Source organism: Streptomyces sp. NBC_00568 (assembly GCF_026341855.1).
GTDB lineage: Bacteria > Actinomycetota > Actinomycetes > Streptomycetales > Streptomycetaceae > Streptomyces.
In genome coordinates this window covers 4,126,965-4,139,558 of the sequence record NZ_JAPENW010000001.1, presented here as the reverse complement: position 1 = coordinate 4,139,558, position 12,594 = coordinate 4,126,965, and the positions used below count along the sequence as shown (strand labels likewise).

At 69.8% G+C, this 12,594-nt stretch carries 12 protein-coding genes and 1 riboswitch; of the genes, 6 read left to right on the top strand and 6 right to left on the bottom strand.

The window, feature by feature from the left end:
* Positions 1 to 20 precede the first annotated feature (20 nt).
* Positions 21 to 1,385: a DUF445 domain-containing protein gene (locus OOK38_RS18050; protein ID WP_266759199.1), complete on the bottom strand. Its 1,365-nt coding sequence runs from the start codon at positions 1,383 to 1,385 to the stop codon at positions 21 to 23.
* A 230-nt stretch (positions 1,386 to 1,615) separates the two neighbouring features.
* Between OOK38_RS18050 and OOK38_RS18045 the strand changes: the two genes are divergently transcribed.
* On the top strand, positions 1,616 to 2,947 hold the full coding sequence (locus OOK38_RS18045) for an SGNH/GDSL hydrolase family protein (RefSeq protein WP_266848591.1): 1,332 nt from the start codon (positions 1,616 to 1,618) through the stop codon (positions 2,945 to 2,947).
* Between the two features lie 139 nt (positions 2,948 to 3,086).
* Here the strand turns inward: OOK38_RS18045 and OOK38_RS18040 are convergent, their stop codons facing one another.
* The 4 genes from OOK38_RS18040 to OOK38_RS18025 all read right to left on the bottom strand — a co-directional run bounded on the left by OOK38_RS18040 (position 3,087) and on the right by OOK38_RS18025 (position 6,814).
* The gene (locus OOK38_RS18040) at positions 3,087 to 3,944 is read right to left on the bottom strand and encodes a DUF1707 domain-containing protein (protein WP_266848590.1); all 858 of its coding nucleotides are present in this window, start codon (positions 3,942 to 3,944) and stop codon (positions 3,087 to 3,089) included.
* A gap of 33 nt (positions 3,945 to 3,977) precedes the next feature.
* Positions 3,978 to 5,000: an ATP-binding cassette domain-containing protein gene (locus OOK38_RS18035; RefSeq protein ID WP_266849356.1), complete on the bottom strand. Its 1,023-nt coding sequence runs from the start codon at positions 4,998 to 5,000 to the stop codon at positions 3,978 to 3,980.
* Positions 5,001 to 5,076: 76 nt separating this feature from the next.
* On the bottom strand, positions 5,077 to 5,934 hold the full coding sequence (locus OOK38_RS18030; protein ID WP_266849354.1) for an ABC transporter permease: 858 nt from the start codon (positions 5,932 to 5,934) through the stop codon (positions 5,077 to 5,079).
* A 79-nt stretch (positions 5,935 to 6,013) separates the two neighbouring features.
* A complete protein-coding gene (locus OOK38_RS18025) occupies positions 6,014 to 6,814 on the bottom strand; it encodes an ABC-2 family transporter protein (protein ID WP_266759205.1) in 801 nt (266 codons plus the stop codon).
* 200 nt (positions 6,815 to 7,014) lie between these two features.
* On the opposite strand from OOK38_RS18025, the gene OOK38_RS18020 reads away from it, so the two are divergent.
* Positions 7,015 to 9,438 carry a transglycosylase domain-containing protein gene (locus OOK38_RS18020; RefSeq protein ID WP_266849352.1) on the top strand — a complete coding sequence of 808 codons (2,424 nt, stop codon included), beginning with the start codon at positions 7,015 to 7,017 and terminating at the stop codon, positions 9,436 to 9,438.
* Between the two features lie 124 nt (positions 9,439 to 9,562).
* Here the strand turns inward: OOK38_RS18020 and bcp are convergent, their stop codons facing one another.
* On the bottom strand, positions 9,563 to 10,030 hold the full coding sequence (gene bcp / locus OOK38_RS18015; RefSeq protein WP_266759207.1) for a thioredoxin-dependent thiol peroxidase: 468 nt from the start codon (positions 10,028 to 10,030) through the stop codon (positions 9,563 to 9,565).
* Positions 10,031 to 10,163: 133 nt separating this feature from the next.
* On the opposite strand from bcp, the gene OOK38_RS18010 reads away from it, so the two are divergent.
* The 4 genes from OOK38_RS18010 (at position 10,164) to OOK38_RS17995 (ending at position 12,594) form a co-directional block, all read left to right on the top strand.
* Complete coding sequence (locus tag OOK38_RS18010; protein ID WP_266759209.1) at positions 10,164 to 10,502, top strand: DUF3618 domain-containing protein; 339 nt, start codon at positions 10,164 to 10,166, stop codon at positions 10,500 to 10,502.
* 97 nt (positions 10,503 to 10,599) lie between these two features.
* A complete protein-coding gene (locus OOK38_RS18005; RefSeq protein ID WP_052454563.1) occupies positions 10,600 to 10,902 on the top strand; it encodes a co-chaperone GroES in 303 nt (100 codons plus the stop codon).
* A gap of 49 nt (positions 10,903 to 10,951) precedes the next feature.
* Positions 10,952 to 11,022, top strand: a riboswitch (guanidine-III (ykkC-III) riboswitch).
* A 33-nt stretch (positions 11,023 to 11,055) separates the two neighbouring features.
* Positions 11,056 to 11,376 carry a multidrug efflux SMR transporter gene (locus OOK38_RS18000; RefSeq protein WP_266759210.1) on the top strand — a complete coding sequence of 107 codons (321 nt, stop codon included), beginning with the start codon at positions 11,056 to 11,058 and terminating at the stop codon, positions 11,374 to 11,376.
* Positions 11,377 to 11,685: 309 nt separating this feature from the next.
* On the top strand, positions 11,686 to 12,594 hold the full coding sequence (locus OOK38_RS17995; protein WP_266759212.1) for an HNH endonuclease signature motif containing protein: 909 nt from the start codon (positions 11,686 to 11,688) through the stop codon (positions 12,592 to 12,594).

Genomic DNA, 12,594 nt, shown 5'->3' with positions numbered 1-12,594 from the left:
GGTGCCCTCGCCCCGGCCGATTACGCCCCCAGCGCCCGTGACACCACGTAGATCAGGAGTCCGGCCAGTGAGCCGACCACCGTGCCGTTGATCCGGATGAACTGGAGGTCCCGGCCGATGTTCGCCTCGATCTTCTTGGTCGTGTGCTCGGCGTCCCAGCCCGCGACGGTGTCCGTGATGAGCGAGGTGATCTCCTTGCGGTACGTGGTCACGACGTACACGGCGGCGCCCTCCAGCCAGCCGTCGACCTTGGCCTGGAGCTTGGGTTCGGTGGCCATCCGGGCGCCGAGGGACAGCAGGGAGGCGCGCACGCGCAGCCGCAGCTCACTGCGCTCGTCCTCGGCCGCGGACACGATCATCGACCGTACGGCCGTCCACGCGGAGGCGATCAGGTCCTGGACCTCGCCCCGGCCCAGCACCTCGCCCTTGAGGCGCTCCACGCGCGCGCGGGTGTCGGTGTCGGACTGGAGGTCGGAGGCGAAGTCGGTGAGGAACCGGTCGAGGGCGCCGCGGGCCGGGTGGGACGGGGAGTCGCGCATCTCGGTGACGAAGCGGAGCAGTTCCCTGTAGACGCGCTCGCCGACCTTCTTGTCGACGAACCGGGGCGTCCAGCCGGGCGCGCCGCCCTGGACGGCGTCCATGACCTGTTCGTCGTGGAACACCAGCCAGTCGTGGGCGCGGGTGACCACCAGGTCGACGACCCGTCTGTGGCCGCCGTCCGCGACGATCTTCTCCAGCATCTTCCCTATGCCGGGCGCGATCTCCTGGGCGTCGGCGCGCCGGGTGATCGCCTCCCCGACGACGGCCTGGACATCGGAGTCCCTGAGGACGGTCAGCGCGCCTCGGAGCGCGGCGGCCAGCTCGGCCGTGACCCGGTCCGCGTGCTCGGGATCGGCGAGCCAGGCGCCCAGCCTGCTGCCGATCCCCACGGCGCGCAGCCGCTGCCGGACGACGTCCTCGGAGAGGAAGTTCTCGCCGACGAACTCGCCCAGCGAGACGCCCAGCTGGTCCTTCTTGGTGGGGATGATCGCGGTGTGCGGGATGGGCAGGCCGAGCGGATGCCGGAAGAGGGCCGTGACGGCGAACCAGTCCGCCAGCGCGCCGACCATGCCCGCCTCGGCGGCCGCCGCGACGTAGCCGGCCCAGGCGCCCGCGCCCTCGTGCGAGGCCCACTTGGCCAGCACGTAGACGAGGGCGACGAAGAGCAGCAGGCCGGTGGCGGTCGCCTTCATCCGGCGTACTCCGCGGCGCTTCTCCTCGTCGGCGGGGCTGAAGGTGTTCATCGCCCGGCCCGGAGTCCCGGCGGCCGTCGTCGCGTTCGCGGCGGTGCCGGGACGGGCATGCTGCTCCATGTCGTCCGGTTCACCCGAATTCGTGCGTTCCATTCACTCCACCCGTTCGCGAGCCGCGTCACACCCCGTGCACATTGTCCCTTTCTCCCTCTCTTCCTGATCGACTCCTGGAACGACACAGGAGTTCCCGGCGTCTGTTCGGATGGGGAATCGACCGGGGGGTCCCGTAGGGGGTGCTTCGTCGCTCGTCCACTCCATGACGCATCATGGGGTGATCACTTCGGAGTCTCGGGCTCCCACTCGTCGGAGGAGAAACGCATCGCATGACCAAGCGTCACGGTTATGCCCTGCTCGCCGCGGTCCTTGCCGTGGTCCTGGTCCTTTCCGCAGCCATATACATCGGTGTCGCGGCCGACGACGGCACCGGAACCCGGTCCGACGTCGCCGGTGGCCGCACGACGCACAACGCCGCCGCCCCCGCCTCGACCGGCACCTGGGTCGGCGCCTGGTCGGCCTCCCCGGCCGGAGCCGAGCCCGGCACGGAGACGAGCGGACTGGCGGGCCGCTCCGTGCGCAACGTCGTGCACTCGGCCGCCGGGGGTACGAGTGCCCGCATCACGCTGTCCAATCTCTACGGGCAGCAGCCGCTCACCGTCACGCACGCCACGATCGCCGTGGCCGCGACCGCGAACAACGCCACCGCCGCGGTCGGCACCATGCGCCGCCTCACGTTCGGCGGCGCCACGACCGCCGTGATCCCGGCCGGCGGACAGATGATGAGCGACGCCGTGCGGGTGCGCATCCCGCACGGCGCGGACGTCCTGGTGACGACTTTCTCGCCGACCCCGTCCGGCCCGGTCACCTACCACCCGTTCGCACGGCAGCTCTCGTACGTCGCCGAGGGCGACCGTACGGAGGACGTGAGCGGTGTCCCGTACACCGGACAGAGCCCGTACTGGCGCTACTTGACCGCGCTCGACGTGCTGAGCGACGACGCCGCGGGCACCGTCGTCGTCCTCGGCGATTCGCTCACCGACGGCATCACCTCCACCGTGGGGGCCAACCACCGCTGGACGGACGTCCTTTCGGAGCGGCTGCGCGCCTCGGCCGGAAGCGGCGAAACACCCCGCTACAGCGTCGTCAACCAGGGCATCAGCGGCAACCAGATCCTCGCCGCCGGACTCGGCCGGCCGGCCGACAACCCCAGCGGGCTGAGCCGCTTCGGGCGGGACGTGCTCGACCGTACGAACGTCAGGGCTGTCGTCATCGACCTCGGTGTCAACGACATCCTGCGCAACCCGAACCAGGTCGATCCGCGCACCATCACCGACGGCCTGCGGACCCTGGTGCGGCAGGCGCACTCCCGTGGACTGCGCGTCGTCGGCGCCACGCTGATGCCCTTCCAGGGACACCGGGGATACACGGACGCGCGGGATGCCGTACGCCGGGCCGTGAACGCGGAGATCCGGTCCGGGAAGGTGTACGACGCCGTCGTCGACTTCGACGCGGCCCTGCGGGACCCGTACAACCCGCGCCGGCTGCGGAGCGACTACGACTCGGGCGATCACCTGCACCCCAGCGACAAGGGGTACCGGCGGATGGCCGACGTGTTCGACCTGGGAGACCTGAAGGGTACGGCTCCGGCGGACCTGTGATCCGCCGGCCCTCGACAGCCCCGGACAGCACCGGGCCTCGGTGGCACCGGACGGCGCCGGGTCTCGGTGGCACCGGACAGCACCGGACATCGGTGGCACCGGACAACGCCGGGGCCTGCGGCCCGGACGGCGCCGTCGTTCAGTAGTCGCCGTCGCCGTCGCTCCGCCGGTGGCGGTGCTGGCGGCGTTCCCAGTGCCGCTCCCTGCGCTCCTCGTGGCGTTCGTGCCGCTCCTCGTGACGGTCCCGGATCAGGTCGCGGGCGTCGTCGAGCACGTCGAACACGTCGTCGAGGCCCCCGCCCCGGGAACCCTGCAACTCCTTGCGGGCCGCCCTGCGCTCCAGCTTCTCCTGGCGGCGCTCCTCCTTGAGGCGCTGCCGCTCCGCGCGGGTGAGTTTGCGCTCGACGCCGACACCGCCCCAGAAGGCGAAGCCCGTGACGATCACCCGGGGTGCCCCGGGTTCGCCGGCCTGGTCCGACTCACGGTGGTCGAAGCCGCCCATGATGCCGATGCCGCGGACGACGACCTCGACGCCGGGCGGCACGATCACGTTCATCCCGCCCATGATCGCGACGCAGTTGACGACGACCTCGTGGTCCGCGAAGTTCGCCTCACGCAGGTCGAGTTCACCGCCGCCCATGAAGGCGAAGGAGTTGAAGCGCTTCGGCACCGTCCAGCGGCCCTTGCGCTCGAATCCGGACAGGATCGCCACACCCCACGAGGACGAGCCCTCGCCGCCGACGATACGAGCAGCCCAACTCCCGTCGCCCACCGGCTTCTTGACCATGGATATGGGGGCACTCGCGGCCGCGCCCGGCAGATCGCGGGTGATCGGCGTCAACTCACCATAGGTACGGGCGCTGTACGTCGCCTCCAGCCGCTCCTCGAACTCCTCCATGTCGAGGCGGCCTTCGGCGAGGGCGTCCCTCAGCTGTTCGGCGACTCGTTCACGATCGGCGTCGGAGGCGCGCAGCTCCGGGAGTTCGTCGTCGGTCATGGACAGCAGCCTACGAGTTCCCCCGCCCGTGGGCTATCCGGCCCGCCCTTCCGGCGCCTCCCGCTGCGAGACCGCTTTCCCCGCCGTACCGGCCTTCCCCGCGTACATGCGGCTGATGACCGCCTCGATGTCCGGCTCCCGCACCGAGAGGTCCATCAACGGATACTCCGCCGCGATCCGCGCCACCAGCGGAGCCGCCGACCCGGCGGCGGGAAAGGCCAGCCACTGCCGCGGCCCCTCCACCTTCACCACCCGCGCCGACTCCACCTCGATCGGCGGCAGTTCCCGCTCCAGGTCCACCACCAGGGTCCGCTCGCTCTCCCCCACCTCGTGCAGCCCGCTCAGCGGACCGTCGTACATCAGCCGCCCGTGGTCGATGACCATCACCCGGCGGCACAACTGCTCGATGTCGGTGAGGTCGTGCGTGGTGAGCAGAACCGTCGTACCCCGCTCGGCGTTCAGGTCCCGCAGGAACTCCCGGACCCGCGCCTTGCTGATCACGTCGAGCCCGATCGTCGGCTCGTCGAGGTAGAGCACCTCGGGGTCGTGCAGCAGGGCCGCCGCGATGTCGCCGCGCATCCGCTGCCCCAGCGACAGCTGCCGCACCGGGACGTCCAACAGGTCACCGAGCTCCAGGAGTTCGACACAGCGGTCGAGGTTCTCCCGGTAACGCCCGTCCGGGATGCGGTACATGCGGTGCATCAGCCGGTAGGAGTCGATCAGCGGAAGGTCCCACCACAGGGTCGTGCGCTGCCCGAACACGACGCCGATCCGGCGTGCGAGACGGGTGCGCTCGCGGGACGGGTCGAGGCCCGCGACCCGCAGCCGGCCGCCGGACGGGGTGAGGATGCCGGTCAGCATCTTGATCGTGGTCGACTTGCCGGCGCCGTTCGGGCCGATGTAGCCGACCATCTCGCCGCGCCGCACGGTGAAGGAGATCGAGTCGACGGCCCGCACCTGCCGGCGCTCACTGCGCAGGAAGCCCGTCTTCTTGCGCACGTCGAAGACCTTCTCGACGCCGTCGAGCTCGATGAAGTCATGGTCCGGACCCTTGATGTCACGGTCCGCACCGGTGAAGTCCCGCTCCTGCTCGGTGAATTCGCTGTCCCCGGCGATGGCCACGCCCGTTCCCCTAACTTCCCGTACTCCGGTACGCGCGCAGCCCCGCGCGCCAGGCGATCCCGGCCAGCGCGCAGCAGCCCGCCGCCACGAGTGGTGGTGTGAACGCGACCCACTTCGGCAGGTCGAGCGGATAGGGCCGCCCCAGCACGTACAGCGCGGGCAGCCAGTTGACGAAGGCGAGCGGGAGCACGAAGGTCACCCCGCGCAGCAGGTCCTTGGCGAAGACGGTCGGCGGGTACTGCAGGAGCGTGCTGCCGCCGTACGTGAAGGAGTTCTGCACCTCGGCGGCGTCCTGTGCGACGAACTGGAAGGACGCGCCCGCCACGAACACCGCCGAGAAGATCGCTCCGCCGCTGAGCAGCATCAGCGGGATCAGCAGCACCTTGAGCGGCGTCCAGTGGATGTCGAGGACGGCGAGGGCGTATCCGAGGACGAACAGCCCCTGGGTGACACGGCCGAGGCGGCGCAGCGCGAAGCGGTCCGCGGCGACCTGCGCGAGCACGGGCACGGGGCGGACCAGGAGCGTGTCGAGCGTGCCGTCGCGCACCCGGCGCCCGAGCCGGTCCATCGAGCCGAGCGCGAGGTCCGCGAGCCCGAAGGCGGTGCCCGCCGCTCCGTAGAGCAGGGCGACCTCGGGCAGGCTGTAGCCGCCGATCCGGTCGACCTGCGAGAACATCAGCAGGATCGCCACGAAGTCGAGGGCGGTCGCCGCGAAGTTCCCGAAGGCCGTCATCGCGAAGGAGGCCCGGTAGGCCATCGTGGAGCGGATCCACATCGCGGTGATCAGACGGTAGGCGCGCAGCCCGTCGCGCAGCCGCTCGTACGCCCCCTGCCGCTCGAAGGGCTGGAAGTCCGCCGCGCGGACCACCTCCCGCACCGGACCGGCCCACCGGCCCGCCCCCTCCCCCACCGGACCGGCCACGACCCGCGCCCCCTGCTCCACCGGGTCAGCCACCCTGCACCACCACCCTCCTCGTCGCCACCGACTGGACCAGCCGCCCGGCCGTGAGCAGCCCGAGGGCCCAGGCGGCCTGGGACACGTACGTGCTCAGGGGATCGGCCGTGCCGAGCAGGACGTCCACGGGCGCCTGGATCAGCGACGACCAGGGCAGGGCCCGTACGACCTCGCCGAGGACACCCGGGAAGACGTTCAACGGCAGCAGCATCCCCGAGCAGAAGATCCCCGCGATGAACGCCAGCTGCGCCACGCCCGCCCCGTCGAGAAGCCAGAACGCGGACAGCGCCACCAGGAAACGGATCGCGAAACTGACGGCCACCCCGAGCACGACCGCGACCAGGAAGGCGAGCCAGGTCAGCGGATCGGAGGGCAGCGCCAGGTCGAAGAAGAAGGCGCCGCAGACGAGCGGGACCACTCCGCGGCCCATCAGATGGAACAGCGCCCGGCCCATGTCCTGGGCGAGCCACCACATCTGGAGGTCGGCCGGCCGGTACAGGTCGATCGCGATGTCACCCGTACGGATTCGCTCGATCAGTTCGTCCTCGAAGCCGCCGCCCATCACGGCGACCACCATCAGCAGCGCCTGGCTGAGCCACACATAGCTGAGCGCCTGCGCCTGGTCGTAGCCGCCGAGGTGCGGCTTGGTGTCCCACAGGGCGATGAAGATGTACGCCAGGATCAGCCCGAAGACGGTGTTGGTGAAGACACCCGCCGCGGTGGCGATCCGATAGGTGGCGTAGCGCCGGAACCCGCTCGCCGCGACGGACGCGTACAACCGCGCTGTGCCCACAACCCGTCCCCTTCCTCCGCGTTGAGCCAAAGCGCAGGAGCCTAGCCCCGGCCCCGTGTGACCCGCCAGGCATTTTCCGGCGCGACACGTGCCGGGATCCGGGAACGGAACGCATGGTGCGAGAGTCTTCAAGAGGGGACGCATCAGGCGTACGAGGCCGTATGGGAACGTACGACCATAAACAGGAGTTCGGCGAACAGATGAGCGACAAGCCGCAGCCGCAGCAACGCAGCCAGGGCTGGGCACCCAGGGAACCGGAACCGGGCCCCCGCCCGGCCCCGGCCCCCGCGGCGGGACCACAGACAGCACCGGGCAAGCCCGGCAAGAAGCAGAAGCGGAAACGGACCGGCTGGCGCAGGTTCGTCCCGACCTGGCGCATGCTGCTCGGCACGCTCCTCGGCGCGCTGCTGCTCGTGATCGGCCTCTTCGCGCTCGGCTACTTCCTCGTCAAGATCCCGCCCGCGAACGCCGCCGCGACCAAGCAGAGCAACGTCTACCTGTACGCCGACGGCAGCCAGCTCGCCCGCGACGGCGACGTCAACCGCGAGAACGTCTCGCTCGCCCAGATCTCCAAGGACGCCCAGCACGCCACCCTCGCCGCCGAGGACCGCGACTTCTACACCGAGTCCGCCGTCGACCCGAAGGCCATGCTCCGCGCCGGCTGGAACACCGTCACCGGCAAGGGCAGGCAGTCCGGCTCGACGATCACCCAGCAGTACGTGAAGAACTACTACCTGGGCCAGGAACAGACCGTCACCCGCAAGGTGAAGGAGTTCTTCATCTCCATCAAGCTCGACCGGGAGAAGAGCAAGGACGACATCCTGGAGGGCTACCTCAACACCAGCTACTACGGCCGCAACGCCTACGGCATCCAGGCCGCCGCGCAGGCCTACTACGGCGTCGACGCCCGGCGTCTGACCGCCGCCCAGGGCGCCTACCTCGCCGCCCTGCTCAACGCGCCCAGCGAGTACGACGTGATCGCGCACCCCGAGAACAAGGCCGCGGCCCTCGCCCGCTGGAACTACGTCCTCGACGGCATGGTCAAGAAGAAGTGGCTGACCCCGGCGGAACGCGCCCGCATCACCTTCGCTCCGCCCAAGCAGGCCAAGGGCTCGGCGGGCATGTCGGGCCAGCGCGGCTACCTCGTGCAGGCCGTCAACGACTATCTGACCTCGAACAGGATCATCGACGAGGACACCCTCACCACCGGCGGCTACCGCGTCACCACCACACTCCAGAAGCCCAAGCAGGACGCCTTCGTGAAGGCCGTGAACGACCAGGTGATGGACCAGCTCGACAAGAAGAACCGCAAGGTCGACACGTACGTCCGCGCCGGCGGCGTCGCCATCGACCCGTCCAGCGGCAAGGTCCTCGCGATGTACGGCGGCATCGACTACACCCAGCAGTACGTCAACAACGCGACCCGCCGCGACTACCAGGTCGGCTCCACCTTCAAGCCGTTCGTCTTCACCTCGGCCGTCCAGAACGACTCGCAGACCCAGGACGGCCGCGCCATCACCCCGAACACGATCTACGACGGCACCGACCAGCGTTCCGTGGAGGGCTGGAACGGCGGCCTCTACGCCCCGGAGAACGAGGACGGCGTCTCGTACGGCGACATCACCGTCCGCACCGCCACCGACAAGTCGGTCAACTCGGTGTACGCGCAGATGGCCGTCGACGTCGGCCCCGCCAAGGTGGAGAAGACCGCCGTGGCCCTCGGCCTCCCCGCCGGCACCCCCGACCTGACCGCCTCCCCCTCCATCGCCCTCGGTCCGGCCACCGCCAGCGTCCTCGACATGGCGGAGGCGTACGCCACGCTCGCCAACCACGGCAGGCACGGCACGTACACACTCGTCGAGAAGGTCACCAAGGACGGCGAGGAGGATGTGGAGCTGCCCGCCCGCAGCGTCCGGCAGACGGTGAGCCGCGAGGCGGCCGACACCACCACCTCGATGCTCCAGAGCGTCGTCGACGGCGGCACCGGTCAGGCCGCGCAGGCCGCCGGCCGGCCCGCCGCGGGCAAGACCGGCACGGCGGAGGAAGACACGGCCGCCTGGTTCGCGGGCTACACCCCCGACCTCGCCACCGTCGTCTCCGTGATGGGCCAGGATCCCGAGACCGGCGCCCACAAGTCCCTGTACGGCGCCCTCGGACAGCCCCGCATCAACGGCGGCGGCTACCCCGCCCAGATCTGGGCCCAGTTCACCGGGGACGCCCTCGAGGACACCGAGGCGGCGGACTTCGACCTCCGGCTCCAGCCCGGCGCCGAGGAACCGGACTACCCGAGCTACGAGCCCAGCGAACCGGACGCCACCGACGGCCAGGACGACGGCGGCACGGACGGCGACGAGGACGAGGACGGGACACAGGGCGGAACGAACGGCAGCACACCGGCGCCGACGAACGGCCAGACACAGGGCCAGACCCAGAGTCCGGCCAACGGCGGCACCAACAGCTCCGGCGGAACCCCCAGCGGCACCACCGGTGGTGCCACCACGGGCGGCGGCACCACCGGATCCCCCACCAGCGGCGGCACGACGGGCGGAGCCACGAACGGCGGCACCACGGGCACGACACCGGGCGTGGACCCACTGAGCGGGCTCACGTCCAGAAAACCCTGAGCAGGCTCCCGCCCGGCAAGTCATGGCGGCTCCCGTCCAGGAAGCCCCTGAACGGTCGGATCCCCGCGGTCACCTTCCTGCGGTCGGATCCCGCAGTCACATTTCCTGCGGCGGATCCCCGCGGTCAGATCCCGAGATCCTTGATGATCTTCGCCACGTGACCGGTCGCCTTCACGTTGTACAGCGCCCGCTCGACCTTGCCCTCCTCGTCCACGACCACCGTGGAGCGGATGACACCGACGACCGTCTTGCCGTACAGCTTCTTCTCGCCGAAGGCGCCGTACGCCTCAAGGACCGTCTTGTCGGGGTCCCCGACCAGGGTCACCTTCAGCGACTCCTTCTCGCGGAACTTGGCGAGCTTCTCGGGCTTGTCCGGCGAGACGCCGATCACGTCGTAGCCGGCGCCCGCCAGCACGTCGAGGTTGTCCGTGAAGTCGCAGGCCTGCTTCGTGCAGCCTGGAGTGAGGGCGGCCGGGTAGAAGTAGACGATGACCTTGCGGCCCTTGTGGTCGGCGAGGGAGACCTCGTTGCCGTCGGCGTCGGGCAGGGTGAAGGCGGGGGCGGTGTCGCCGGGCTGGAGTCGCTCGCTCATCGGAACCTCACGTGGCCGGGGGATGGAATGGATACGGAACGAGCGTAATGGGGGGTGCCGAGGGGTGCGGTCCGGTCCGAACTGACAGACTGTCCGAATCAGGGAGTCACAACACGACCACGGAGGCATCGCGGTGTCGGATACGTCGAGAACGCCGGATACCAGGACTCCGGCGCAGATCGAGGCGGACATCAAGACCCGCCGCGCAACACTCGCCGACACGCTCGACGAGATCGGCGTACGGGTGCACCCGAAGACGATCGTCGGAGACGCCAAGGCCAAGGTCGCCTCGAACATCGATCACACGCTGGGGCGCGCCTACGTCGGCGTCAATCGCGTCGTCGGCGATGTGAAGGGGCAGTTCGTCACCGAGGAGGGCGCGCCCAGACTGGGGCGCATCGTGCCGGTGGCTCTGGTCGCGGTCGGGCTCGTCGGGCTGCTCGTGGTGGGCACGCAGCGGCGCAAGGGCTGACCCGCCCGCGTACGAAACCGGCCGGGACAGGTAGGTTCGGGGCGTGAGCGCCAATCGGGAAAAGCACAGCACCCATGACGACAAGTTGCCCATCCGGATGCTGCACGACCGCGTGCTGGTACGGCAGGACGCCGCCGAGGGCGAGCGGCGTTCCGGCGGCGGCATCCTGATCCCCGCGACGGCGGCCGTCGGCCGTCGGCTCGCCTGGGCCGAGGTCGTCGCGGTCGGACAGAACGTCCGGACGGTCGAACCGGGCGACCGGGTCCTGTACGACCCCGAGGACCGTGCCGAGGTCGAGGTGCGCGGGACCGCCTACGTGCTGATGCGCGAGCGGGATCTGCACGCCGTGGCCGCTGACCGGTTCGAAGGGTCCGAGGACTCGACCGGCCTGTATTTGTAGGGCATACGTCGTCCAGAGGGGCCGGTGACCATGGTCACCGGCCCCTTTTGTCATCCTTTTGCTACCGTGGAGGGACCCCGACGAGACGCGCCGTACCGGGCTCCGCAAAGACGACGCATCGCCGTCCAGCCGTTGTCTCTCGGAGGTGCTCCCATGGCCTGGGTCCTGTTGATCGTCGCCGGTCTGCTCGAAGTGGGCTGGTCGATCGGAATGAAGTACACCGACGGCTTCACACGCCTGGTCCCGAGCGTACTGACGGGCGCGGGCATCATCGCGAGCATGATCCTCCTCTCCTACGCCGCGAAGTCGCTCCCGATCGGCACGGCCTACGGCGTCTGGGTCGGCATCGGAGCGGCGGGCGCGGCGATCCTCGGCATGACCATCCTCGGCGAACCGGCAACAGCCGCCCGCATCTTCTTCGTCTGCCTGCTCCTGGTGGCGGTGGTGGGACTGAAGGCCACGTCGGGGCACTGACGCACCCGCCGCAGCCGCGTCAAAAGCCCCGGGAGGCATGACCGCCGGGTCAGCAGGACATCAGGGGAGGTGACCATCCGATCAACGGCTCGTTATTCCGTACGAGGCTGCGAACGCGCAGTCGAGACAGGGGTACATGAGCATGCGGAGTACAGCAGATCCGGCAGCGACGGCCGCCTCCGGCCGTGCCGTGCCAAAACCAGACCCGTACAGCAGGGAGCAACTCGCGCCGGTCGTCGCCGAGGCGCGCGCAACTGGACTGATCTGATGCGACGGCTCGGTCTCAGGTCGAGTGGGGGCCAACGCCGTGTGCTCCAGAAGAAAGTAGCGAATCACGGACTCGACACCAGCCACTTCGCCAAGCGCAGCCCGTGGCGCAAATACCCCGATGCCGCCATCGCCGAAGCTGCCGCCTCCTCGTCCTCCCTGCGCGAAGTGGCTCTGAAGCTGGGCGCCTCGCTGGCCACGGGAACCCTCTCCCACATCCGACGCCGCATCAGCGCGGCAGGGATTGACATCACCCACTTCCCCGGAATGGGTCGCGCCGAGCCGGATCTGCCCTTCACCCCAGAAGAACTGCGGAACGCCGCAGCCACGACCGCCAGCGTGCGTGGTGTGGCACGCGTACTGGGAGTCCCGGACGACAGCCGCTCGCGAGCGGCACTGGGCCGCATGCTGGCGGCCCATGGCGTCGACATCGGACACTTCTCGCACCAGCGCGCACGGATTCCCGAGGACGAGCTCCGCAGTCTCGTAGCACGTTCCACCAGCTACGCCGACGTCATGCGCAGGCTCGGGATGAACGTTACGGACACCAATCACCGCCGGGTCCGGCGCGCAGCCTCCCGCCTCGGTCTCGACACCAGTCACTTCAAGCGCCGGGCCTGGGGGCGGCCGGAGCGCCCAGCACCTCCATCGATCGCGCACCAGGTGCTCGTCGTCATGCCGAACAAAGCCGGGCGGACCAACAGAATCCGGCTCCACCGGGCCATGACCGAGATCGGGGTGCCTTACGCATGTACGAGCTGCGGCAACACCGGTGAGTGGTTGGGCCGCCGGATCACCTTGCAGATCGACCATGTCAACGGGGACTGGCGGGACAACCGCAGGGAGAATCTGCGGTATCTGTGTCCCAACTGTCATGCCCTGACGGAGACGTGGTGCCGCCAGAAGGGGCGAATGCCACTCGCCGGGCGAGCTGCTCCCCCCGTAGACTGA

Coding starts and splice junctions, on each gene's coding strand:
- OOK38_RS18040 (WP_266848590.1), bottom strand. CDS start 3,944: ATGACCGACGACGAACTCCCGGAGCTGCGCGCCTCCGACGCCGATCGT.
- OOK38_RS18050 (WP_266759199.1), bottom strand. CDS start 1,385: ATGGAACGCACGAATTCGGGTGAACCGGACGACATGGAGCAGCATGCC.
- bcp (WP_266759207.1), bottom strand. CDS start 10,030: ATGAGCGAGCGACTCCAGCCCGGCGACACCGCCCCCGCCTTCACCCTG.
- OOK38_RS18020 (WP_266849352.1), top strand. CDS start 7,015: ATGAGCGACAAGCCGCAGCCGCAGCAACGCAGCCAGGGCTGGGCACCC.
- OOK38_RS18000 (WP_266759210.1), top strand. CDS start 11,056: ATGGCCTGGGTCCTGTTGATCGTCGCCGGTCTGCTCGAAGTGGGCTGG.
- OOK38_RS18045 (WP_266848591.1), top strand. CDS start 1,616: ATGACCAAGCGTCACGGTTATGCCCTGCTCGCCGCGGTCCTTGCCGTG.
- OOK38_RS18005 (WP_052454563.1), top strand. CDS start 10,600: ATGCTGCACGACCGCGTGCTGGTACGGCAGGACGCCGCCGAGGGCGAG.